Genomic DNA, 22,634 nt, shown 5'->3' on the forward strand with positions numbered 1-22,634 from the left:
TAGGCTCACCAGGTGAGTTCCACCGAAGGCGTCGGCACCAGGCAACGACCACGAGACGCGAAGTCCGTCCGGCGATCGGCTCTTTCGGTTCGGTACCTGGCGGCCGGCACCCTCTCCGGGCTGTACGGCCTGTTGGTTCTCGCGGTCATCGTGGTGGTGGCCGCGCTGTCGGTGGTCGGTGTCGGGCTCCTGCTCACCGGCGCCGCGTCCGGGCTGCTGCGGCACTGGTGCGACCGTGAACGGGTCAGGGTCGGACGGGCGCTGGGACGACGCATCGGTTCCCCGTACCCGAGCCCTGCCGCCGGGGCGGACGTTGCCCGTCGGCGCATCGCCGACGGCACGTCGGCCCGCGATCTGGCCGCCGTCCTCCAGCGGATCGTCGTCGGGATCCCGCTCGGCGTGGTCACCGTCCTGCTGCCGTTGGTGTCACTGCAAGCGCTGGCACTGCCGACGTACTGGTGGGCGATGCCGGACGGCAAGCCCGCCGACCAACTGTTCGAGATCACGTCGTGGTGGCTCGCACTGGCATCAGGCCTGATCGGGCTCGCCGGACTGGCCGCGTGGGCGATCGCCGCGCCCCCCGTGCGCTCCGCCGACGCGAAGCTTCTCGAACTGCTGCTCGCCCCGACTCGCGACCAGGAGCTCCGACTCCGTGCGCACATGGAGGAGCAGCGCCGACGTTCGGCCGTGGACCTGCACAGCGCCGAGCTGCGGCGGATCGAGCGGGACCTGCACGACGCGGCCCAGAACCGGCTGGTGGCCGTCTCCATGTTCATCGGCACGGCGCAACGGCAGTTGAGCACCGGAACCGGCGACGTCGCGACGGCCCTGGCGAAAGCGCAGGACGCCAACCGCGACGCGCTGGCCGAAATGCGCCGCATCATCCGGGGCGTCTATCCGCCGGTGCTCGCCGAGGAAGGCCTGGTGCCGGCCTTGGGGCTGCTGGCCGACCGGATGCAGATCCCCACCCGGCTACGGGTCGACGCCCCGGCGCCGACACCGGCGTCCGTCGATGCCGCCCTGTACTTTTCGGTCGCCGAGGCGCTGACCAACGTTGCCAAGCACAGCAACGCGACCGAATGCGATATTCACCTGACCTGGACGGAGGACGACGGCGAGATGCGCGTAACCACCACCGTGACCGACGACGGACACGGCGGCGCCGAGCGGTCGAAGGGCACTGGCCTGGCCGGAATCGAGAGCCGGATCGAGGCACTCGGCGGCACGGTCGCAGTCGCCAGCCCACCCGGCGGGCCGACGTCGGTGCGGATGGAGCTGCCATGCGAGTCGTGATCGCAGAGGACGACACGCTGCTGCGCGAAGGTCTTGCGGCGCTGTTGTCCGCCGAGGGCATCGAGGTGGTCGCGGCGCGTCCTGACGCCGATCGGCTGTACGAGACCATCGAGGAGTTCGACGCGGGACTGGCCATCGTCGACGTGCGGATGCCGCCGACGTACACCGACGAGGGTCTGCGCGCCGCGATGCAGGTCCGCGCCGTGCGTCCCGGCTTCCCCATGCTTGTGCTGTCGGCCCACGTGGAGACCAAGTACGCCGGCGAACTGCTGGCCGACGGCGCCGGAGCGGTTGGCTACCTGCTCAAGGAACGGGTGGGCGCCGTCGAGGACTTCCTGCGCACCATGGACCGCGTGGTCAGGGGCGAGACCGTGCTCGACCCCGAGGTCGTGACGACCCTGATGCGCCGCGGCAGCAGCCGCAGCCGCAGTCCGCTCACCGCCCTCACCGCACGCGAACGCGACGTGCTGCAACTGATGGCACAGGGCCACCGCAACGGCGACATCGCAGCCGAACTGCACGTCACCGAGGCCGCGATCCACAAGCACATCCGAAACATCTTCAACAAACTCGGCCTGCTCGCCGACGACGCGGGACACCGCCGAGTACTCGCGGTCCTCACCTACCTGCGCGAACAGTGAGAGCCACGGTGTGCATCACCGACCTTGCCGGCCAACGACCCCCGCCCCATTCGGTGGAGGCGCCCCTTCCGCGAACGTGACGGTCGTTCGATGTGATGTGAGCACGAAGCGGACGACGAACGTTCCGCCCTACGGGCCTCGCAACGTGCCGCGGAGGACGAACGCCTGCTCGCGCGGGACGTGGTGCCGTCGCACACTGACGGCGATCCGGGGGGCCGTTCGCGTAGCCTGGCGGCATGATCGTGTTCCGCGAGGCAGGGCCCGGCGATTTCGATGCCATCCTGCGTCTGTACCGGCAGTTGCACCCCGAGGACCCGTCGATACGCGACGGCGTGGGCGTGGCCGTGTTCGCCGGGATCCTGCGCTCGCCCGGTCTGCACCTGTTCGTCCTGGAGAGCACGGGCGAGGTCGTCGCGACCACCTACCTCAATGTCATCCCGAACCTCACCCGCTCGGCCTCGCCGTACGCCGTCATCGAGAACGTCGTGGTCGACGCGGAACTGCGCGGCACCGGTCTCGGCCGGCGGATCATGGATGCCACGCTCCAGGCCGCCTGGGACGCGGGCTGCTACAAGGCGATGCTGCTGACCGGCTCCCGTGACCCGGCCACCCATGCGTTCTACCGGGCATGCGGGTTCTCCGCCGAGGCCAAGACCGCCTACCTCGCCCGTCCTCCGTCCACCACGGCCTGATCAGTGGGGCCGCCCCGGCCCACCCCCACGGCGGCCCCGCGCAAGCAGGGAATCGCATCGAGCGGGCACCGTTTCATGGCTCGTAACGCCGAAGGGAAGAGTTCCGGCTCCGGCGGTGGCCGCGGCGGACTGATCGGGACGCCACCCCGAGCAAGGCTGCCGCACGGCCGTGCGGCATCGGGCTGGTCGCCGTCACCTCGCGGCCGTTGAGCGGGGCGATGTGGTTGGACACATGGGCCGTAGCGCGCGGCCGGGCCGCGCCGGTGGCCGGCCACGACATCCGGGCTGTGCGTCACCCGGTCCGTTTGGTGTTCACTCAGGCGACGTTCGAGCAGCGTGGGCAGGGGATTGACCTGACGCAAACCAGGAGGCGCGTGGCCGATCAGCAGGGCCCTTGACGGGTAGGTTCTCTCCACGACGACCTCTCGCGGCCGTGCTGTCGGGCCCATGCACGCGGCTGCGGCGAGTTCGAGGCGGTGGACGACGGGGATTCCCAACTCGGCGAGCGGTCGGAGAGGGTCTCTCCGGTCACACCGGCACGGTGCGGGCGGTGGCGTTCTCTCCGGACGGGCGCCTGCCGACCACGGGAGCAGGGGACGGAGTGATGGGCCGCTGGACCGTGCACCCGAGCGGGTCTTTGCGGGTGACTCGCACGCCCGTTCCGATGCCGGCCCCGGCCGGGTGAACGGGTCCGTCGCGGCCGGTGGTTGAGCCGTGGTCATCAGCCGAAGCGTGCTGTGCGCCACGAGGTCTCGTATTGCCGGCGGGAGAAGGTGAGGGTTCCGATGGAGTCGTAGTTCCAGTCGCGGTAGGTGTTTTGCAGGTTCGACCACGTCACGGTGTCTTCTCCGGCGGTGATCGTCGCGGTCAGCGCCCAGCAGTCGAAGATGCCGCAGTCGCATCCGAGCAGTATGGTCTCGCCTTCCTCGGCGCCGTGCGGGACCATGTCCGGTTTTCCGCCGAGTAGGTGCTCCAGGCTGAAACCCTGGGCGTACATGTACGTCCCGGCCGGCAACGGTGCGGGGTCCGGCGCGAATTCGTCGGCGCGCTCCGCCTGCTCCGCCAAGGCGTCGGGAAGTTCCGCGCGGCGGACCGATTCCAGGAACGAGGCGCCGTCGATCAGGTAAGCCAAAACCTCGATACTCCCACCCTCGACCGACCATTGGGGGGCGTAGGGGACCCTGCGGAACTCGATTGAATGCATGCGCCGACGCTAGTCGGCACGCGTCCACTACCGAACCGATTTTTTCATACGCGGTGACGGAGCCGATCGATACACGCATCCGCCGCAAGCCGAACTGCGCGCGATGGACGCGAGGACCGCGCCGCGTTCGACAGCGGCATCACCGCCGTCGCTCAGGACCCGTACGGAACCCAGCGGCATCTCAACCCCGCCCACAAGACCCCGCGAACTCATCCGCCGATCCGGGCCCTTGGCCGCCGGGTCGTCCTCGAACCCGCGGCCGTTCGACCGAACTCGTTCCGGCGCACGGTCCGTACGCGGACCGGATGCCGCCGTCCGCCAGGCTGAGCGTTGATTTTCCGATCAGTTGCAAGGGCCAAGCTCAGGAAGGGGCCGGGTTCAGTCCCGGGCGGAGAGTTCCTGAGCCAGTTCCATGCAGCGCAGGCGGGCCGGGGAGAAGTCGTAGGGCATCTTGCCGATCGCCTCGACCACACTCGTGCCGCCTTCCTCCCGTGGTCCGGCAACGTTGTCGGCCTCCTCCTGCCCATCGGCGGCGTCGGGCTGCATGGCTTCCCAGGCGTCGAACAGGGCCTCGTCGTCCTTCTCCAGCCCGGACTCCTCGATGACGGTCAGCAAGGCGCTTTCGAAGGCGTGCCGCTGGGCGGCCACCTGAGCCACGCGCGGATCGTCAACGGCGACGGTGTCGTCAAGTGCCTCCTCGGTGGCGTCGAGGCGGTCGGATTCGGCTCGCAGGTCGGGGTAGGAGGCCAGGGCGATGAAGCGGGTGGCCTGGACGGCCGCTCCGAGCGGGCCGAAGATCCGCTCGGTGATCAGCAACGTGTCCAGGTCCGACTGGCGCAGGCTCTCGGGCAGGCTCTTGAGGCGGTCGGTGACGATGTCGGGCAGCAGGCCCATCCGGCTGCCCTCGGTACGCATGCGCTGTACGGCGGTCCTTTGCCGACGCAGTTCGGCTTCCTGTTCGGAGAGGGTTTCCTCCAGCCGCTCCAGGGTGGCCTCGATGTCGTCCTCGCTGTCGGTGTCGTCGGAGGCCGTGGAGGTGGTGAAGGCTTTGCGGATGTCGTCCAAGGCGATTCCGGCGTCGGCCATCTTGAGGATCCACAGCAGTCGGATCATGTCGTCGTAGCCGTAGCGGCGGCGGTCGTCGGCGCCGCGCTCGGGCTCCGGAAGCAGGCCGATTTCGTGGTAGTGGCGGATCGTCCGCGGTGTAGTACCGGCGAAGGCCGCCGCGTGACCGATCTTGACCCGGCGGGGCGGAATGAAGGACGCGTGCATGGACAGAGCCTTTCCTGAACGGAGCGGGGGTGAGTCCACTGGAACACATACCGCTACGGAAGGTGCAACCCCTGTTCGCAAGCCGGATGAACCGCCGTGGTGAACCCGCCTGGAGACCCGCCCGGCCCGAGGCCCTCGGGCTCGACGCCGACCCTGTCCGGCGGTTCTTCCGCACAGCGCCGGGCCGACGGGCACTGGCCATCACCGCCGACCCCGAGGAGGAGAGCCACCTGGCCACCGTCCACCGGTCCACGGCCCGCCGCCACCTCGGTGAGGACGCGGACCACCACCCACGCCACCCGGCGGCGGTGGTCGCCGAGTGCGCCGGCAGCACCCTGGCCGCCCACCTCTCGGTCCCCTTCCACTTCGCCGATCCGGACACCCCGGACGACCAGGCCCCCCGATGGCGGTCCTGAGCGACGATGGGTCCGTGTCCCGGACCTGCTTCCGCCACCCCGCCATGCGGGGCGTGGCCCGGGTGGTCCAGCCGCGAGGCTTTCGGCGACCCATGTCCGGTTCGATCGCCGGCTCGACCGGGCCATGTTCGTGCGCCACCGGGCGTCGTTCGGTCGAGACGGTACAGGCGGTGCACAAGGCGGATTTCGCCGTCCCGGATACGGACTTGAACCGTATCCGACACGGCTCCCGACTCGTCCCCGCCACCGGTCCCGCCGCGAGTGGGTCCGGGAGTCGAACCTGCCGAACGCGGCTCCGGCGGCCACCGATCGACCTCGCCCGCCGCTCCTCCCCTGTGGGATTCGGCCCGGACGCGGAACTCGTCGCGGAACCGATACCTTTCTCGGCCGGACGCTCTGCGGCCGTGCCGGTCCGTTCACATCCTCCAGCGTTGGTCCGGTGTACCCGCCCAGGCCCATTGGGCGTCGGGTTCGACGGTGATGCCGAAGTCGTAGGCGTGGATCTCGGCGTCGTCCTGCCAGGTGATGACGGCGGCCTCGTCCCAGAGCCGTCGGGGGCCGCCTTGGAGGGCGTGCCCGGCGCCGGGGGTGTCGTCGACCAGGGCCCAGGAGTCCTTGCCGTCGTGGAGCCACCATTTCGCGCCGCCCGCGCTCGCGCCGCGGTGGACGTCGGGGAGCCTGAGCGCGAGCGCCTGCGTGTAGTTGCCGTCCGTGGACACCCCGGCGAGATGCCACGCCACGGTGTCGACGGTGTGGGTCGGGTGCGCGGTCCGGATCTCCTCGAACACCGCGTGTCCGGGCCCGCGTTGCCCACGCAGGGGCATGAACGCCACACTCTTGACGAACCGCCCGCTCGCCACACCGTGCTCGTCGACGACCAGGCGCAGCAGGCTGCCGGATCCGAACGGCGGAGAGAACGGCACCACCAACACCACGTCGGGCACAGCGTGTTCGACCCAGATGTGGGGAGGGGAGGACGCCGCCGGCGCCGGTGCTGTCGTGGGGGATGGCGCGGTCGGGGGCGCCCGTTGAGGCGGCGGGAGGTATGTTGGCGTCCGGGCGTGCTGGGTTGCCGCTCGGACGTTGCGGTTTGGGGGATGGGCTGTCGTGGGGCGGTTCCAGGGTCGGTTCTGGTGATGGCCTGTTCTCCGGGTTGAGCGGTTCGGCGACGTGCGCCCTGGTCGTCCCCGCCGGACCGAGTCGGAGGAAGCGCTGCGATGAACGAGCTCGGGGATGCCGCCGCCGTTGTGGAAGGCGGGAGTTCGGGTGGGGGGTTGCGCGGGTCCTCGGAGGAGGCTTCGCGCGAGTTCGTCGAGGACATCGTCGTCGTTCACGAGGGCGGCGGCGTGGTGCATTTCCTGTTGATCGCGTACGCGCCGGGTGACTCGGGCAACGCGGCGGGGTACGTCTTTCGGCGGCCCGTCGGCAGTGACGAATCGGCCGAGAACATCCTCGCGACCAACGACACGCTCCGTGAGCTGTGGTGCTCGCCGCAGGGGCATGTGTGGGCGACGAGCAGCACCGGTCTGGTTTGGACGAGCGCGCCTGTTCCCTGGGTGGACACGATGCCGCCGGACCTGGAGTTCGACACGCCCGAAGGCGATGTGACCTGGCGTCACACCGCGCTGCCCGCGCAGGCGCACAACCGTGGTCGGCCGAACCCCGCGGCCGTGTGGGGGACTTCGGACGACGACGTACACATCGCCACCTTCGGCGGCGTGCTCTACCACTGGAACGGCCGCGACTGGTCGCAGTTCCACCCGGGGATCGGCGCACCGATCGGCGCCATCCGCGGGCGCGCGGCGAACGACGTCTATGCCGCCGGCTACAACAGCACCCTGCTGCACTTCGACGGCACCGGGTGGACGCGGATCGCCGATCCGGACGGCCCCGACGCGGCCGACCTGCTGGCGGGCATCGCCTTCGACGCCGACGGCGAGGTGTACGTCGCCGGCAGATCGCGCGGCGGCCGCATACTTCGCGGGTCCGCACAGCGCGGTTTCTCGGTGGCCGTACGCGACCGAGTGGGCGCCATCGGCGTGGCGTTCGTCGAGGGACGGTTGTTCTGCGCCGCGGGGAAGGGCGGCGTCGTGGAACTGACCGCCCGGGGGCCGAAGACGCTTCGCGACGACATCGCCGCCTGGTCGATCGCCGAGGGCGAGGGCCGCGTCTACGTGACGGAGACACCGGGAGAGGCCGCGTACTCCGAACTCGACCTCGCCACCGGGCAATGGCACCGCCGGTACTACTGAGCGACGTCTGGCGCGGTACGGCCGGAACCGCGGCGCAGTTGCGTTCGGGCGGCGTACCGGGCGGCGTATCGGGTGGCGGCGACGAGCGACCTTGTGGTCATCAGCACGGACCCGCAGTGTCCGTTTCGGGGTCAGACTTCGGCCGAGTTCTTTTTGTTCGAGGTGCCGGGCAGGTGCTCCGGTGAAGCCGTGGGCGGGGGTACGGTGCCGGTTTCGCCGAGGCCGAATCGGTTGTGGAACCTGCGCAGTGGGCGGGGTGCGTACCAGGCCGAGCGGCCGAGCAGGCGCATCGCGGCGGGGACCAGGATGCCCCGTACCGCGACGGCGTCGATCAGGATGGCCAACCCGGTGCCCAGGCCGAACATCTGCATGAAGCTGATCTCGGCCGTCCCGAACGCGAAGAAGCTCACCGCCAACAGGGCGGCGGCGGCGCTGACGATGCGTCCCGTGTGCCCGAGGCCGTTGACCACGGCCGACTCGGTGTCCTCGCCCTGGTCGTGGAGTTCCTTGATCCGGCTGGTGACGAACACCTCGTAGTCCATCGAGAGGCCGAAGGCGATGCAGAACATCAGTACGGTCGTCGACACCTCCATCGGCTGTGGTGTGGAGCCGAGCAGGGACGTGAGGTGGCCGTCCTGGAAGATCCAGGTCATGACGCCCAGAGTCGCGCTCAGGCTGATCATGTTCAGGACCAGCGCGCGCAGCGGTTGCACGACGCTGCCCGTGAACAGGAACAGGAGCAGGAAGGTGGTGAGGACGACCAGGCCGGCGGCGAACGGGAGTCGGCCGGCGATGGAGTCCTTGGCGTCGACCAGTTCGGCGTCGGGTCCGGCCACCAACGGACGCGTGCCGCCGGGCCCCGCGAGCGACCTCACCGTGGTGACCAGTTTCTGGGCATCTTCCGACTTCGGCGGCAGTGCGCTCACCACGTTGATTCGTTGCGCGTCCGGCCGGCCCAGGGCCGCATTGCCCGGACCCGGGGCGGTGGAGTTCCCTTCGGTGTAGGTTCCCGTGGACGCCTCGACCCGGACGATGCCCCTGTACCCGGAGAGTTGGGCCGCGTAGGCACCCAACGGGGCTTCGTCCACGGGCTTGTCGATGACGATGTGCAGAGCCGCGGCGTCGTTGCCGGCGAAGTTCTCCCGCAGCGCGGTCGCGACCTGTCGACTGGTCGCGTCCTCGGGCAACACGCGTTCGTCGGCCATGTCGAACGTGATGCCCAGGAGCGGACTCGACGCCAGCAGCAGGACGCCGAGCATCGGCGTCGCGGCGAGTACGGGACGTCGCATGACGGCGCCTGCCAGCCGGCCCCACACGGACGTCGCGGCGTCCGGGCGCGCGGGCTTCACCCATGGCATGCGGCCGCTGTTGACTCGGTGTCCCAGGACGGCGAGCAGGGCGGGCATCACGAACAGGGCGGCGATCGCCGCGACCATGATGACGCCGACCCCCGCGTAGGCGAACGAACGAAGGAAGGACTGCGGGAACACGAGAAGCGCGGCGAGCGCGGCGGCGACCGTGGCGGCGGAGAAGGCGACCGTGCGGCCCGCGGTGAGCACCGTGTGGCGGACGGCGTCGTCCACCTCGGCGCCGGACGCGAGTCGGTCCCGGAACCGGTTGATCATCAACAAGGCGTAGTCGACGCCCAGGCCCAGGCCCAGGGCCGTGGTCAGGTTGGTCGCGAAGATCGAGATGTCGGTGATGTCGCCGAGGAGGGCGAGTTCGGCGAAGGTGCCCATGACGGCGATGGTGCCGATCACCAGCGGCAGCATGGCCGCGACCACGCTGCCGAAGACGATCAGGAGCAGCACCAGGGTCAGCGGCACGGCGATGGTCTCGGCCAGGACGAGGTCGTCGGTGCCCTGCGTCGACATTTCCTTGGCCACGGCGGTGGCCCCGCCGGCCCGGACTTCGAGTTCGTTCCCGCGCGGTCCGGTGTGGGCGGCGATGATGCCCTTGACGTTCTTCGCCTGCTCCGTGTCGTCGCCCTTGACGTGGGCGAGCACCATGGCCTCGCGGCCGTCCTTGGAGCGGAGGGCGGGGTTGTCCGTGTCCCAGTACGAGATCACGTTGTCCAGGGCCCGCTCTTTCCTGAGGTCGGCCGCCAGTGCCCGGCCACCATTTGCGACGGCCGGGTCGTCGATGCCGCCTTGGCGGGCGCGGACCAGCAGGACCAGATTCGTCTCCCCGCCGAACTTCGCGTCGATGACCCGACCGGCACGGGTGGATTCGGAGGCCGGGTCGTCGAAGCCGCCCCCGCTCTGCAACTTGGCGAACGCGCCGAAGCCCACGGCGGCCATGAGGGTCACGGCCACGGCCGCGACCACAAGAATCAACCGGGACCGACGGATCGCCAGTTCGGCTACGCGCTCAAACACGTAACGTCTCCTTTGAATCACGCAAAGTGAGGCTAGCATGCGGAGTATTGCACTGATCCGAGCGGAGGAGAATTCGGGGCTTTTCGATCTTGTCGGGCGCTGAAGGCGTCGAATATGCCTGAAATCCACGGGAGTTGACGTCCGGGCCCGGGTGCCGCCCCGGGGCGGTGGGCGGCGGACGCGAACTCGTCGGTGGAAGCACGGGGTTGGCCCGCGGGTCGGTCGGCTTGGTCGTCGGCCTCGAGCCGGCGCGTGGGCGGTGGGGCGCGTCAGACGCCGTTCGCGCCGGATGCGGCCGGCTTCGAGCGCGGCGGGCCCGGTAGCCGTGCGCCGCAGGCAACGACGGACCCGATGCGCCGCACCGCCGCCACCTGCTCGCGCTCCCCGATTCCGGCCCGCGTCACCGTGACGAGCAATGGGATCCCCGTCCGCTCGGCGCGCGCCGATGCCGAGTGCGCCCGCCCGGCTTCGGGCCGTGTCCACGAGCCTGCCGATCGCCGGAGGCAAGGCCGTTCCCACGTGCGACGGCTTTCGGGCAACATCGTTCCCGTTCGCGACCGGACGCCGAGGGGTGCCTTCCCCGCGTTCGAGTTCGCCTGCCGCGCGCACACTCGAGGAGCTCCGTGCTCGGTCGGCAATTGCGCCGACCAGGCGAGATGTTGCCACGAGACGGCGCTCGCCCGGCTCGTGTCGCGGTGCCCGGCGACGGAGCTCGACCCTCGCCTCGAGGCCCGGCGGGACGCCGGCAGGTACCCGCCGTGCCGGCGAAGTTTCGCCCGGCGCTCGCGGGATCGCGAGTGGCGCCAGGCGCACACAGGTGGTCAACCGGCGCGCAGCCGTCGCCCTCGTGCACCCGGGCGCCCTCCTCCGGCCGTGGACCGAGTCCCGTCGTCCGCGCGATGGTTGGTGGACGCACGGCCTTGCCGACGCCGCCAGTGAGGGAGCAACGATGAGCCGCCCCGTTTACATCCGAGAGACCCGGGCCCTGCACAGCATCGAGGGCCCGGTGAGCATCCGGCCGCGCGAGATCGGCGGCGCCGCGTTCCATGCCGGCGGGCGGACCCGTCGCCATCACGCCGCAATGCTCTTCGCGCCGCGCGGACATGTGCGTGCGCGGTGATGACATAGCGGTCGAGGCATTCGCATTTCGGCGCTCCGGAGCGGGATTCGGTGACGGCGCCGTTCCGACGTGCCCCGTTTTCGTTCACCGAGTGGCATTTCGCGGAGGGTGAGGGTGGCGGCGCATCCCTCGGATGTGTTGTCGCCGTCGTGGTGGTCCGGGGGGATGCGGTGCCGGTTCGGTGCTGATTTGCCTCGGTCGCGAACACCTCACGAATCACGGTGTTCGGGCATGTTCGTCGAGCGGCGGATCCGGAACAGGGCGATCATCCACTCGCGGCGGCCGGAGCGGGGCGCTCCCGGCGATCGAGACATGTCGACGGTGCGAAGGTTCGCCCTTCCGCCTCGACGAGTACACGGCGTGCGGGTGGCATTTCCCGGTGGCGAATGCCTCCCGGTTCCTTCTTCATGCGGCACAACGAAAGTCAGGGGGCGACTCGGTCGACTCGGGGCTCGGCGGAAGCGGTCGTTCCGACCGGCGGTCAGGGGGGACGGGTGGCCATTGAATCCAGTGTTGCCAGGTGGGAGTGTGATGTCTGCGAAGGCTATGACGCAATTGTCCGATGAACTCGTGTTCAACATCCTCGGGCCGCTGGCGGTGTCGTCGACCGCAGGCCCGTTGTTGTTGGGACCGGCGCGGCAACGTGCCGTGCTGTCCGCGCTGTTGCTGGCGCCGAACCAGGTGGTGGGTGCCGAGCGGCTCACCGAGGTCGTCTGGCCGACGGGGCCTCCCGGCAACGTGGCGGCGGGCCTGCATAGTTACGTCTCCAATCTGCGCCGCCAACTCGAACCGCACTGCCCTCCGCGGGGACGCAACCGGATCCTGCGGAGGGAGCCACACGGATATCTTCTCGCGGTCGAGGGGGAGCGGGTGGACGCCTGCCGGTTCGAGTACCTGCTGCGCCACGGGCGCCGGCTCCTGCGCGAGGGCCGTTTCGAAGAGGCCAGTTCGGCGCTCGAGGCATCCCTGTCCCTGTGGCGCGGCGCGCCCTACGCGGAACTCGGCGACTACGAACCGGCCGTGCGTGAGGCGGCGCGTCTGGAGGAACTGCGCTTCCTGACCTGGGAGGCCCTGTGGGAGGCCGAGCTGTGCTGGGGGCGGGACAACGTCAACGCCGTGGCCGAACTGGCCGCCCTGAGCGCGAAGTACCCCCAACGGGAACGGCTGGGCTGGCTGCTGATGGTCGCGCTGTGCGAGGTGGGTCGGGAGGCGGAGGCGGTACGGGTCTACCACCGCATCCGTAGGGCGCTGGCCCAGGAACTGGGCGTGGACCCGGGACGGGAACTCCGGTTGTTGTTCACCCGGATCATTCGTGCCGAGTCCGTCGGACGGACGTGTCTGAAGTACTGACCGCGACTCGGCGGGGGCGGGACCGGCCGGCGTCAATTGATGCGCCGGTCCCGGCCCGACCAATAGGGCTCGCGCAACACGCCCTTTCGAACCTTGCCATTGCTGGTCCGCGGCAGGGCATCCGTGAAGTCCACGGACGTCGGTGCCTTGTATCGGGCCAACCGCTCCTTGCAGTGCGAGATGAGCTCCGCGGCGGTGGGCAGGACCCCGTCGACGGGCACCACCACCGCCTTGACGGTCTCGCCCCATCGCTCGTCCGGCACGCCGATGACGGCCGCCTCGGCAATCGACGGATGGCTCAGCAGGCACGCCTCGACCTCCACCGAGGCCACGCTTTCACCACCGGTGACGATGACGTCCTTCAACCGGTCGAACAGGACGAGGTGTCCGTCGTCGTCGAAGGAGCCCGCATCACCGGTGCGGAACCAACCCTCGTCGAGGGACGCCGCGTCGGCCTCGGCATCCCGCCAGTATCCGTCGAGCACCATGTTGGAGCGTGCGAGGACCTCACCGCGCGCGCCGGTGCGCAACCGCACGCCCAGGGCGGGCGCCCCCGCCCGGGCCAGACCTCCGCTGCCCGACGACGCCCCCGGCGGACGCCGGTTGAAGGTGAGCAGCGTCGTCTCCGTCAGGCCGTACACCTGGTGGAACGTCCAGCCCAGTTCGTCCTCCACCCGGCAGACGAACCGCTCGCTCACGGGCGCGCCCGCGCACACCACACGCACGCTGCCGTGCCCGGGGATCTCGCCGGGCCAGGACTGTGCCGCCCGAAGTACCGCGTCCCACACGGCCGGAGCGCCGAACGCGAGGGTAACACCGTGTTCGTGGACGCGCCGTAGGATCTCCGTGCCGTCGATCCGGCGCAACAGCACCTGCTTGGCACCGAGTCCGGCGAGCAGGAACGGCACGCCCCAACCGTTGCAGTGGAACGTCGGCAGCGTATGCAGATAGACGTCCTGCTCCCAGATCCGGGCGTGCAGGCCGAACGTCGTCGCATTGAGCCAGATGTTGCGGTGGGTCAGGGCAACGCCCTTGGGGCGGGCGGACGTTCCCGAGGTGTAGTTGAGGGTCGCGACGGCGTTCTCGTCGGGACACGACCAGGGACGGGGGGCGATGTCGTACCGCATGACCTGGGTGTCGGTCTGCTCACCGAGTAGGAACCGCTTCGGCCCCTCCACCGAGCCGAGCACGGCCTCGACCTCCGGATCCACGAAGACGACCGAGGCATCGCACTGCCGCAGGATGTACGCGATCTCCTGGGGCGTGAGGCGGTAGTTCACCGGAACGCAGATCCGGCCGCTCGCCGAGACCGCGTAGAGCAGTTCCAGGAGCCGGGAGGAGTTGGGGCTGACGACGGCGACCCGCTCGCCGACGCCGACACCCAGGGCGTCCAGACCCGCCTGCCAGGCCCGAACGCGTCGCAGTACTTCACCGTAGGTGGTCGTGGGCACCGGGCCGGACGGCTGGTCCGGCTCGTCCACGAGCGCGGTGCGATCGGCCGCGGCCGTCTCGGCGCGGTCCAGAAAGTCGGCCAGGGTGAGCGGAACGAGCATGATGCGTCCTCACGATGGGGTCTCACGGCGGGGTTCCCGGGAACGGGACGGGCGCGAAGGCACGAAGAACACGAACGGCGCGGCCGACGGCATGCGACGGCGAAGGAGGCCAAGGAGCCGACGCAGCGGGCCGGCGCGACGACGGTGCTCGCCCACGGCGTCCGCGCCACCGCGGCTTCGCGCCCATCGTGGCATCCCCGGTCCGAATCCAGAAGACTCCCTCGGACCCGCCCAAGTCGCGTTCAAGAAACCCCCAAGTCCGGCCGGTGAGGATGCAGCGTCGCCGTGGACCACGAGACGGGGAGAGGCGAATGCGCGAGGAGTCGGGCGCGGTGACCACCTGGGCATCCGGAGGGTGGGTCGAGGAGGACGGTATCGGCAGTGCGACGCTGCGCCGCCTCGTGGAAGCGTGGCCGCGGCGTGCCGCGGTGGCGACGAGTTCCGGTGTGCTCGGCGGGCCTGCGACGTACGACCCCCGGGTGCCGGACTATCCGCTGCGGATGGTGCCGTTCGCGCAGCACCCCCGGTTCCTCGCGGCCACCGGTGAACAGCGCAGACAGGTTCTGACGGGCCTGTGGATCGGTTACAACGAACGGGTCATCGCCACCGAGCACCTCATCGCGGAGCCCGCCTTCGACCTCGTCATGCGTGGCGTATTCCCCGGCAGCGATCAGCCGCTGGTGCGGCAGGGAGTGCAACAGGCCATCGTCGACGAGAGTTTCCACACGTACATGCACATGCTCGCCGTCGCTCGGACCCGGGAGTTGCGCGGCGTGCGCAGCCGACCCGAGCAGCCCGCCCTGGTCACGTATCGGCGGTTGCGCCAGGTGCTGGCGACGATGCCGGAGGCGTGGGAGCGCGACGTCGCCGTCCTGGTCTGGGGAGCGGTGGCCGAGACCTGCATCAACTCCCTCCTGGCGCTGTTGGCCAGGGACGACTCGATCCAGCCCATGCACTCCCTGATCACCACCCTGCACCTGCGGGACGAGACGGCGCACGGCTCCGTCGTCATCGAGGTCGTCCGGGAACTGCACGCCAGGATGGACGCCGACCGCCGCCGCGCCCTGGTGCGCTGTCTGCCGCTCGCCCTGGAGGCATTCGCCGAGCAGGACCTCTCCACGCTGCGGCTCGAACTGGTCACCGCGGGCGTCGAGGGCGCCGACGAGATCATCGGCGACCTGCGGGCCACGCCCGCCGGCCGGCGTCTCGTGCGGGACTTCTCCGGGGCGCAACGAATGATCGAACGACTGGAGTTGACCCACGCGGTGGACTTCGACTTCCCCGAGAGACCCGAGTGGTCGCCCGGCGTGGGCGTGCGCGGATGAGCCCCCCGGAGTCCGCCGGTGTCCGCCGGCCTCCGCCACCGACGCTGAAGGGTGACCGATGATCGTTGCTCGATTCCGATCCGACGTGCCGATCGAGGACCGGAGCCGGCTGACCTGCGCGTGGCATCAGCGCGGATACCGGTCGCTTCAGTGCCTGGTCGGGCGACACACCCTCGTCACCTTCCCGGACCTCGAGGCGACATCGCCGAAGGGCGCGGAGTTCGTGGCCTTGTTGCAGGCCACCCCCGCGCTCGAATGGGTCGTCGACAGCGTCGACGCACCGGCCCTGGGCAGTCTCGCGGCCACGGGCGAGCCGACCGCGGTGCGGGTGTCCGACGACTGTGTCGTGGGCGGCGGACGCTTCACCTGGATCGCCGGGCCCTGCGCCGTGGAGAGCGCAGCGCAACTCCTCGGCGTGGCACGGGAGGTGCGGGACCGAGGCGCACACCTGCTGCGGGGCGGCGCGTTCAAGCCCCGTACCTCTCCGTACGCCTTCCAAGGACTCGGCAAGGCCGGCCTGGACCTGCTGCGGGAGGCGTCCGCCGAGACCGGACTGGGCGTCGTCACGGAGGTCGTCGACGTCGCGCACGTCGAGGCCGTCGCCGAGGTGGCCCAGGTACTGCAGATCGGCGCACGCAACGCACAGAACTTCGCGCTGCTCCACGAGGTGGCGTTGACCGGCCGCCCGGTGCTGCTGAAGCGGGGCTTCGGCTGCACGGTCCCGGAGTGGCTCCACGGCGCCGAATACCTGCTGGCGGCGGGCAACGGCAACGTGCTGTTGTGTGAACGCGGCGTCCGTACCCACGGCAACACGACTCGCTTCACCCTGGACATCAGCGCCGTGCCGCTGGCGAAGCGGCTCAGTCACCTGCCGGTGATCGTCGACCCCAGCCACGCCTGCGGGCGCAGCGACCTGGTGGCCCCGCTGGCCGCCGCCGCTGCCGCCGCCGGAGCCGACGGGGTGATGGTCGACGTGGACCGGGCCGGCCACTCCGCGCTGTGCGACGGCGAGCAAGCGATCACCCCGGACGCGTTCGGGGCGCTCGTGGAGCGCACGAACCGCATGCTGCGCAGTCTCGACCCGGAACCCGACCCGGCGCGCGAGGGTCGGCCGCCGACTCCGGGGTCGCGCACGACGACCGCGACGGGCTCTCTCCCTCTTCGTGTCCACGCCCCGCGCGACGCCGGCGACGACGTCGCCGGGCTCGAACGGCGCACGGACCTCCCCTAGCGCCCGCACCCGTTCCCGGCCGTCGTACCCAGGCAGAAAGGACACAAGGATGGACCGGAACGAGGGATACGACCGGCCGTTGCGACAGCGCCTCGCGGACGCAGGGGAGGTGGAGCGGCGCCGGCTGCTGCTCGATCTGATCCGGACGCACGCCTTGGCCGTTCTGGACCGGGACGACCGGGTGCCGCTCGATCCCGGCCGGGCGTTCGGCGTCCAGGGGGTGCGGGGGCGGGCGGCGGCACGTCTGCGGGAACGGCTGAGCGAGGTTACCGGCAACGCCCTGTCCAGCACCGCCCTCTTCGACTATCCGACTCCCGAGGCCCTCGCCGGACACCTGTGCGCCCTGCTGCTCGGCGAGCGGCCCGCCCTCGAATCGGAGCCGGGGACCGGCACGCCCGCCGAGCGACAGGCAACGATGGAGGAGCCGATCGCGATCGTGGGCATGAGTTGCCGGTTGCCCGGCAACGTGTCGTCGCCGGAGGACTTGTGGGATCTGGTGAGTTCGCAGACCGACGCGATCTCCGCGTTCCCCACCGACCGGGGCTGGAGCGTCGAGTACGACCCGGACCCCGACCACGTGGGCACGACGTGCACCCGACACGCCGGATTCCTTTACGACGCACCGGACTTCGACGCCGGGTTCTTCGCGATCAGCCCCGGTGAGGCGGTCACGGTCGACCCGCAGCACCGGTTGTTCCTGGAGACGTCGTGGGAGGCGGTCGAACGGGCCCGGATCGACCCGACCTCGCTGCGCGGCAGCCGGACCGGCGTGTTCGTCGGCATCATGTACAGCGAGTACGGCGCCCGCATCCGGCGCGTTCCGCCGAGTGCGGAGGGCTACCGGGTCGTGGGCAGCATGCCCAGCGTCGCCTCCGGGCGCCTCGCCTACAGCCTCGGCCTGGAGGGGCCGGCGGTCACCGTGGACACCGCCTGCTCCTCCTCCCTGGTGGCCGTGCATCTCGCCGCCCAGTCCCTGCGCAGGGGCGAGTGCACGCTCGCGGTGGCCGGAGGCGTCACCGTGATGGCCACGCCCTGGGGCTACGTCGAGTTCAGTCGACAGCGCGGGCTGGCACCCGACGGGCGGTGCAGGTCCTTCTCGGCCGACGCGACCGGCAGCAGTTGGTCCGAGGGGGTGGGCGTCCTGCTCCTGGAACGGCTGTGTGACGCGCGGCGCAACGGGCACCACATTCTCGCCGTCGTGCGCGGATCGGCGGTGAACCAGGACGGCGCGTCGAACGGGCTGACGGCGCCCAACGGCCCGGCCCAGCAGCGGGTGATCCGCCAGGCACTGGTCCACGCGGGACTGACCACGGCGGATGTGGACTGCGTGGATGCCCACGGCGCCGGAACCCAGTTGGGCGACCCGATCGAGGCGCAGGCACTCCTGGCCACCTACGGACAGGACCGGCCGAGCGACCGGCCGCTGTGGCTGGGCTCGCTGAAGTCCAACATCGGGCACACCCAGGCCGCGGCCGGGGTGGCGGGCGTGATCAAGATGGTGATGGCGATGCGCCACGCCGAACTGCCGCGCAGCCTGCACATCGCCGAACCGACGCCGCACGTGGACTGGTCCTCCGGGGCGGTACGGCTCCTGCGTGAAGCGAGGCCGTGGCCGCGGATCGACCGGCCGCGCCGGACGGCGGTCTCCTCGTTCGGCGTCGGTGGCACGAACGCCCACATCATCCTGGAGCAGGCGCCCCCGGAACCCGACCGGCCTCGTGCGGCACCGGCTGCCCCGACCGCGGGGGAGCCCACCGGTACCGCGGAGATCGCAGGCCGCCCGCTGCCGTGGATGATCTCAGGGGCCGGGCGGGCGGGCCTACGGGCCCAGGCATTGCGGGTGGCGGACTTCTTGACGTCGGACCCGCAGGCGCCGGACCCGGATCTGGCCTACTCGCTGCTGAGTTCCCGGGCCGCCCTGGCCGACCGTGCCGTCGTGGTGGCCCCGGACCGGACCGCGGCGATCGCCGGCCTGGCAACGCTCGCCGACGGCGACCAGGGCCCGAACGCGGCCCTGGGGACGGCCACGGCACGGGACCGGATCACGTTCGTCTTCCCCGGGCAGGGCTCGCAGTGGCCGGGCATGGCCACCGAACTGATCGGCAGCTCAGCCGTGTTCCGGGAATCGATCGACGCCTGCGCCGACTGCATCGCCCCACACGTCGACTGGTCGCCGACGAAGGTGCTGCGCGGTGAAGCCGACCCGTCGATCCTGGACCGGGTCGACGTCGTGCAGCCCGCGCTGTTCGCGGTGATGGTCTCCCTCGCGGCAGTGTGGCGATCCTTCGGCGTGGAACCGGCCGCAGTCGTCGGGCACTCGCAGGGCGAGATCGCCGCGGCCCACGTCGCGGGCGCACTCTCCCTGGAGGACGCGGCCCGCATCGTGGCCCTGCGCAGCCGCGCCCTGCGAGTCCTGGCCGGCACAGGCGGGATGGTCTCGGTCGTCGCCCCCGTCGAGCAGGTGCGCCGCTGCCTTGCGCCCTGGGACGGTGCCGTGTCCGTCGCGGCGGTCAACGGACCGCGGTCGGTGGTCGTCTCCGGCGAACCGGTGGCCCTGCGCGAGGCCATGGAGGCATTCGAGGCGCAGGGTCTGCGGGCACGGCGGATCCCGGTGGACTACGCGTCCCACTCGGCATCGATCGATGAGATCCGGGCGACCCTCCTGGCGGAGATGTCCGGCGTGCACCCGCGACCCGCGACCGTGCCGTTCTACTCGACGGTCCTCGGCGAGCCGATCGACACGACGGCCCTGGACGTCTCGTACTGGGTGCGCAACCTCCGCGAGACCGTACAGTTCCACCGCACGGTGGACCGGCTGCTCGCCGACGGCCACACGACCTACATCGAGATGAGCCCGCACCCGATCCTCACCGCCGCCGTCCAGGAGGCGGCCGACGCCGCAGGCGCCGAGCGAGCCGGTGACGTCCTGACCGTCGACTCGCTGCGACGCGGCGAGGGCGGCCCGGCACGGATGCTGACCGCGGTCGCCGAGGCCCACGTCCACGGCGTGGCCGTGCACTGGGCGGAGGCGTTCCGCGATGTCGACGCCCGTCTGACGGACGTACCCACCTACGCCTTCCAACGCACCCGCTACTGGCTGGAGGAGGCGGCGGCACCGGAGGCGGACGTGACGACGGCCGGTCTGGACGGCGTCGACCACCCCCTGCTGGGGGCCGCGGTCGCGCTGGCGGACGGGACCGGCGGCATGCTCTTCACCGGGAGCCTGTCCACCAGGACCCATCCCTGGCTCGCCGATCACGCCGTCGCCGACATCCTCGTCGTACCGGGCACGGCACTGCTGGAGGTGGCTCTCCAAGCCGGTGCGCACGCGGGCTGCGACGTGCTCGAAGAACTGGTACTCCAGGCCCCGTTGATCCTGCCCGAGCAGGGCACCGTCCGTCTCCAGGTGACCGTGGGCGGACCGGACGATCGCGCGCGACGGGGGATCACCGTGTACTCCCGGGACGGCGATGCCGCCGACGCGCCCTGGACCCGGATCGCCGAAGGCACCTTGGCGCGCGACGACGGCCGTCTTGCAAAGCCCCTGCGGCAGTGGCCGCCGGACGGCGCGCAGGAGATCGAACTCAAGCACTGCTACCGCGAGTTGGCCGGGATCGGACTCGACTTCGGCGCCGCGTTCCAGGGTCTGGAGCGCTGCCGGCGCCTGGACGAGGATCTGTACGCGGACGTCGAACTCCCCGAGAGCGCCGGCGGCGCCGATCGCTACGGGCTGCACCCCGCGCTGTTCGACGCGGCCCTGCACGCCCCGGCGTTCGTGTCCGCGTCCGCCGTCCCCTCCGACGCGGCCGTGATCCGACTGCCGTTCTCCTGGAGCGGGGTGACCCTGCACGCCACGGGCGCCACCGCGTTGCGCGCCCGCATCCGAGCCACCGGACCCGGCACCCTGTCGGTCACCGCCACGGACCCGGCCGGGCACCCGGTGCTGACGGTGGAGGCCCTGGGCATGCGCCCGGTGGCCGTGCAGTCCCTGCGTCGGGCCGCGGCCGTGGCCGACGCCGCACTGCTGCGCCCGCAGTGGCGGCCCGAGCGGCAACGCGTGCGCCGTGACCCGGCGCCGGTGCACTGGGCGTGGATCGGGGACGGAGCCGCCGAGACGAACGGCCCGTTGACGGCCCGGGGCATCGTGTGCGCCCACCACCGGGATCCGGCGGCGCTGCGGGCGTACCTGGACACCGGCGGCAGCGCACCCGAGGTCCTCGTCCTCGCCCAGCCGTCGGGGCACCTCGGGCTCACGCCGGCCGCGGGATCCCCGGCCGTCGACCCGGCCACCGCCGCGCATCGCAGCGCGCACTCCGTGCTGGCCGCACTGCAGGAGTGGCCGGCCGACGAACGCCTGGCCCACACACGTGTGGTCCTGCTCACGCGCGGCGCGGTCGCCGCGGGTCCGGGCTCGCCACCCGACCCCGCCCTCGCCGCGGCCTGGGCCCTGGCGGCCTCGGCGCAGTCGGAGTACCCGGACCGCATTCGACTGGTGGACCTCGACGATCGCGACGCGTCCCGATCCGCACTCGTCGACGCGGTGGCCTCGGACGCGCCCCAGGTGGCGGTGCGCGACGGAGTCCTGCTGATCCCGAGCCTGGTGCGAGTGGCGGCGGCGTCGGCGGCCCGGGGTGCGACCTGGCGCACGGACGGGACGGTCCTGGTGACCGGCGGCCTCGGCACACTGGGCCGGTTGGTGGTGCGGCACCTGGTGGTCACGCACGGCGTCCGACGGGTCGTCGTGGTGTCCCGGTCGGGCGAATCGGGCCCGGGCGCAGCCGAGTTCGTGAAGGAACTGAGCGCCGAGGGCGCCGATATCCGGGTGGTGGCGGGCGATGTCGGGGATCGTCGCGCGCTGGAGGACGTCCTGGCGTCGATCCCGACCGAGTACGCGCTGACCGGCGTGGTGCACATGGCCGGCGTCCTGGACGACGGCATCCTGGCGGCACAGACCCCCGAACGCCTCGACCGGGTGCTGCGCCCCAAGGCGGACGGTGCCTGGCATCTGCACGAGGCGACGGCCGGCTCGGACGTGGCGTTCGTCGCGTTCTCGTCGGTGTCGAGCGTCCTGGGACCCGCGGGACAGGCCGGCTACGCGGCGGCCAATGCCTTCGTGGACGCCTTGATGGCGCAGCGCCGGGCCGCGGGTCTGCACGGCGTGTCACTGGGCTGGGGACTGTGGCAGGCACGATCGGGGCTGACGGAGGCGATGGCGGAGGCGGACGTACGGCGGATCGCCCGCTCGGGCGTCAGGGCGCTCTCCGACGCCCAGGGGCTCGCCCTGTTCGACCTCGGCTGCGCCGCCGATGAACCCGTGGTCTTCCCGCTGCGGCTGGACACAGCGGGCCTGCGCGACGGCGACGACGTGCCGCGCCTGCTGCGCGGACTCGCCAGTACCCCGGTCCGCCGGACCGCGGTCGGCGCGGTCGACACGGGGGACGAGCCGGGCGGGGAGCAGCTGGCCACCCGGCTCGCCGGCCTCCCGGAGGACGAACAGGACGATCTCCTGCTGACCCTGGTGCGCACCCACGTCGCGGCCGTGCTGGCGTACGACGACCCCCGGGCCGTCGGCGAGCGGCGCTCCTTCGCGGACATCGGATTCGACTCCCTGCGCGCCCTGCAACTGCGCAACCGCCTCGGCGGCGCCACCGGCCTACGGCTGTCGCCCACGCTGGTCTTCGACTACCCCACACCGGTCGCCCTCGGCCGACACCTGCGCGGCCTGCTGCTGCCGCATGCTCCGTCGTCGACGACGACGGTCGGGCCGCCCGCCGACCACGCGCTCCCCCCTGCTGCGCACAGGAGCGGCGAGGACCCGGATCGGCTGCGCTCGGCCTCGCGGGAGGAGGTCTTCGACTACCTCGACAACCTGCTCGACGAGTAGGCCCGCTTCGGCACGCCGAATCG

The 22,634-nt window shown here is 71.2% G+C and carries 15 protein-coding genes; 10 read left to right on the forward strand and 5 right to left on the reverse strand.

The genetic code is table 11. The features are described from left to right. Positions 1-12 precede the first annotated feature (12 nt). From ACIBSV_RS10620 to ACIBSV_RS10630, 3 genes are all read left to right on the forward strand, one after another. Positions 13-1,293 carry a sensor histidine kinase gene (locus tag ACIBSV_RS10620; protein ID WP_395861394.1) on the forward strand — a complete coding sequence of 427 codons (1,281 nt, stop codon included), beginning with the start codon at positions 13-15 and terminating at the stop codon, positions 1,291-1,293. Further along, a complete protein-coding gene (locus ACIBSV_RS10625) occupies positions 1,281-1,934 on the forward strand; it encodes a response regulator (protein WP_395861396.1) in 654 nt (217 codons plus the stop codon). Before ACIBSV_RS10620 ends, ACIBSV_RS10625 begins: the two co-directional genes overlap by 13 nt. Before the next feature lie 236 nt (positions 1,935-2,170). Further along, on the forward strand, positions 2,171-2,626 hold the full coding sequence (locus ACIBSV_RS10630) for a GNAT family N-acetyltransferase (RefSeq protein WP_395861398.1): 456 nt from the start codon (positions 2,171-2,173) through the stop codon (positions 2,624-2,626). A gap of 721 nt (positions 2,627-3,347) precedes the next feature. On the opposite strand, the gene ACIBSV_RS10635 is transcribed toward ACIBSV_RS10630, so the two are convergent. Together ACIBSV_RS10635 and ACIBSV_RS10640 are read right to left on the reverse strand one after the other, a co-directional pair. Then, the gene (locus ACIBSV_RS10635) at positions 3,348-3,830 is read right to left on the reverse strand and encodes a hypothetical protein (RefSeq protein WP_395861400.1); all 483 of its coding nucleotides are present in this window, start codon (positions 3,828-3,830) and stop codon (positions 3,348-3,350) included. 378 nt (positions 3,831-4,208) lie between these two features. Further along, on the reverse strand, positions 4,209-5,102 hold the full coding sequence (locus ACIBSV_RS10640) for a MerR family transcriptional regulator (RefSeq protein WP_395861402.1): 894 nt from the start codon (positions 5,100-5,102) through the stop codon (positions 4,209-4,211). Positions 5,103-5,131: 29 nt separating this feature from the next. Between ACIBSV_RS10640 and ACIBSV_RS10645 the strand changes: the two genes are divergently transcribed. Continuing rightward, positions 5,132-5,518 (forward strand): hypothetical protein, encoded by a 387-nt coding sequence (locus ACIBSV_RS10645; RefSeq protein ID WP_395861404.1) that lies wholly within the window; start codon positions 5,132-5,134, stop codon positions 5,516-5,518. A 416-nt stretch (positions 5,519-5,934) separates the two neighbouring features. On the opposite strand, the gene ACIBSV_RS10650 is transcribed toward ACIBSV_RS10645, so the two are convergent. Then, complete coding sequence (locus ACIBSV_RS10650; protein WP_395861405.1) at positions 5,935-6,441, reverse strand: hypothetical protein; 507 nt, start codon at positions 6,439-6,441, stop codon at positions 5,935-5,937. 294 nt (positions 6,442-6,735) lie between these two features. Here ACIBSV_RS10650 and ACIBSV_RS10655 point away from each other — a divergent pair, with 294 nt between their 5' ends. Continuing rightward, positions 6,736-7,770, forward strand: coding sequence for a hypothetical protein (locus ACIBSV_RS10655; protein ID WP_395861407.1), 1,035 nt, complete (start codon positions 6,736-6,738; stop codon positions 7,768-7,770). Positions 7,771-7,901: 131 nt separating this feature from the next. Here ACIBSV_RS10655 and ACIBSV_RS10660 read toward each other — a convergent pair whose 3' ends face one another. Beyond that, positions 7,902-10,148 (reverse strand): MMPL family transporter, encoded by a 2,247-nt coding sequence (locus ACIBSV_RS10660; RefSeq protein ID WP_395861409.1) that lies wholly within the window; start codon positions 10,146-10,148, stop codon positions 7,902-7,904. A gap of 949 nt (positions 10,149-11,097) precedes the next feature. On the opposite strand from ACIBSV_RS10660, the gene ACIBSV_RS10665 reads away from it, so the two are divergent. Both ACIBSV_RS10665 and ACIBSV_RS10670 read left to right on the forward strand, forming a co-directional pair. Continuing rightward, the gene (locus ACIBSV_RS10665; protein WP_395861411.1) at positions 11,098-11,268 is read left to right on the forward strand and encodes a hypothetical protein; all 171 of its coding nucleotides are present in this window, start codon (positions 11,098-11,100) and stop codon (positions 11,266-11,268) included. Between the two features lie 531 nt (positions 11,269-11,799). Next, on the forward strand, positions 11,800-12,618 hold the full coding sequence (locus tag ACIBSV_RS10670) for a BTAD domain-containing putative transcriptional regulator (protein ID WP_395861412.1): 819 nt from the start codon (positions 11,800-11,802) through the stop codon (positions 12,616-12,618). Positions 12,619-12,650: 32 nt separating this feature from the next. Here the strand turns inward: ACIBSV_RS10670 and ACIBSV_RS10675 are convergent, their stop codons facing one another. Then, positions 12,651-14,171 carry an AMP-binding protein gene (locus ACIBSV_RS10675; protein ID WP_395861414.1) on the reverse strand — a complete coding sequence of 507 codons (1,521 nt, stop codon included), beginning with the start codon at positions 14,169-14,171 and terminating at the stop codon, positions 12,651-12,653. Positions 14,172-14,482: 311 nt separating this feature from the next. Between ACIBSV_RS10675 and ACIBSV_RS10680 the strand changes: the two genes are divergently transcribed. Genes ACIBSV_RS10680 through ACIBSV_RS10690 form a run of 3 tightly spaced genes read left to right on the forward strand, consistent with a single transcriptional unit; the run spans position 14,483 to position 22,611 of the window. Continuing rightward, positions 14,483-15,496 carry a 4-aminobenzoate N-oxygenase gene (locus tag ACIBSV_RS10680; protein WP_395861416.1) on the forward strand — a complete coding sequence of 338 codons (1,014 nt, stop codon included), beginning with the start codon at positions 14,483-14,485 and terminating at the stop codon, positions 15,494-15,496. A gap of 58 nt (positions 15,497-15,554) precedes the next feature. Next, complete coding sequence (gene aroF / locus ACIBSV_RS10685; RefSeq protein WP_395861418.1) at positions 15,555-16,727, forward strand: 3-deoxy-7-phosphoheptulonate synthase; 1,173 nt, start codon at positions 15,555-15,557, stop codon at positions 16,725-16,727. A gap of 49 nt (positions 16,728-16,776) precedes the next feature. Then, entirely contained in the window at positions 16,777-22,611 is a 5,835-nt protein-coding gene (locus ACIBSV_RS10690) for a type I polyketide synthase (protein WP_395861420.1), read from the forward strand. Positions 22,612-22,634 lie beyond the last annotated feature (23 nt).

The sequence above is a fragment of the Embleya sp. NPDC050154 genome (genome assembly GCF_044460165.1).
Lineage (GTDB): Bacteria > Actinomycetota > Actinomycetes > Streptomycetales > Streptomycetaceae > Embleya.